Origin of the sequence: Psychroflexus sp. MES1-P1E (assembly GCF_002836055.1) — a bacterium.
Lineage (GTDB): Bacteria > Bacteroidota > Bacteroidia > Flavobacteriales > Flavobacteriaceae > Psychroflexus.
In genome coordinates this window covers 1-1,492 of record NZ_PJBS01000281.1, presented here as the reverse complement: position 1 = coordinate 1,492, position 1,492 = coordinate 1, and the positions used below count along the sequence as shown (strand labels likewise).

The following is a 1,492-nucleotide window of genomic DNA, read 5'->3' as shown; positions in this document are numbered from 1 at the left end:
CCCACCATTTGAAAAAATCGTGCAAGCGAGAAAATTTTGGCGAAATAATTAAAACTATGACTATTAAAAACCGAGATGAATAACGAACTAATTGAACAAAAAAGTTGGTGGAAACGAAATTGGAAATGGCTCGTTCCAGTAAGCGGAATAATGATAATTTCACTCGTGATTTTTTTCTCAACTGGAATGGGCGGAATTGCAACCGATTTGGCTCAAGCGTATGCCGATACTGAACTTTATGAAAATGCACTCGAAAGAGCTAAATCCGATGAAAGAGTAACGGAATTGTTGGGCGAAATTGAGCCGATAGATAAAATGGCGATAATGGAGGGACAAGTTGAGTTTAGCAATGAAAACAAAACTGTAAATTCAACTATTCGGATTGTTGGCGATAAAGGAAAAGCACGAATGGATATTTCTGCCGACCGAATAAAAAATAAATGGAATTACACGAAAATTAAAGTGCGAATTAAAAATCCACCTGAGTTAAAACAGACGATTGAAATATCAACAACGGAATAAAAACGGTGGGCAACAATGTATATAAAAAATAGCGCAAGTCATTGCTAACACAAAAGTTTGGGCGTTTTTGGAAAGTCGCCAAATTTTTAAATTTGACGATTTCCAACAAAAAAATAAATAGTAAAATTTAAAAATTCGGCTTGTGTTTATCCGAAAAGTAACCGCTTATTTTCAGCGCTACTTTTCATATACGAGACGTTGCCAGTAATGTAAAAAAACCTCGTTAAAATTAAGCAGATGAACAATAAACTGAACATTTTTTGTAACATTAAATAGAAATTCAACACTAATTGTTCAATGATTAAAGACATAATATTTCAAATAAAATACTCGTTTTCTCAAATATTCTTCAATCGAAAAAAAGAGTTAAATCAAAGATTAAAAGAATCATTTGGAAAATTGAAAGATGATTCCTTTGACTTTGATAACATTGAAAAATACTTCAGAAAAAAAGACAATTCAAAAGTTCATCAAGTATTATCAGACAAAACTTGTAATGACTTGGATTTTGATGATTTGTTTATGTTTCTTGACCGAACTAACTCAAAAGTTGGTCAACAATACTTTTACAATAATCTTCGCACAATAAAAGTAAATGAAAAACAAACCAAGTTAAACGAAGACTTAATAACCGAATTATCAGAAAATCCTGAATTAAGAATTTCGGCACAAAAAAAGATCGAAAAACTAAAACATAAAGATGCGTACTATATAACTAGGCTATTTCAAGAAGAGCATCTAAATCCACCAAAATGGTTTTTTATTATAAAATTATTGTCGTTTACAAGTTTAATGTCACTGATTTTTGCTTTTTTAAACCCTATATTTTTCATAATTTTATTAGGTGTTTTCTGTATTAATTTTGTGATTCATTATTGGAACAAAAATAATTTAGTCCAATATGTAAGTTCAATACCACAACTTTTTAGACTTAATATTGTGGCTTCACATTTATTTGTCAATCCAATAT

1 protein-coding gene and 1 pseudogene are annotated in these 1,492 nt (G+C 30.2%); both read left to right on the top strand.

Going from position 1 to position 1,492, the window contains the following annotated elements:
- The first annotated feature begins 75 nt into the window (after positions 1 to 75).
- Positions 76 to 522 carry a cytochrome c oxidase assembly factor Coa1 family protein gene (locus CXF67_RS09755; protein ID WP_102088580.1) on the top strand — a complete coding sequence of 149 codons (447 nt, stop codon included), beginning with the start codon at positions 76 to 78 and terminating at the stop codon, positions 520 to 522.
- A gap of 297 nt (positions 523 to 819) precedes the next feature.
- Positions 820 to 1,492, top strand: a pseudogene (locus CXF67_RS09750) (MutS-related protein); the annotation flags it as partial.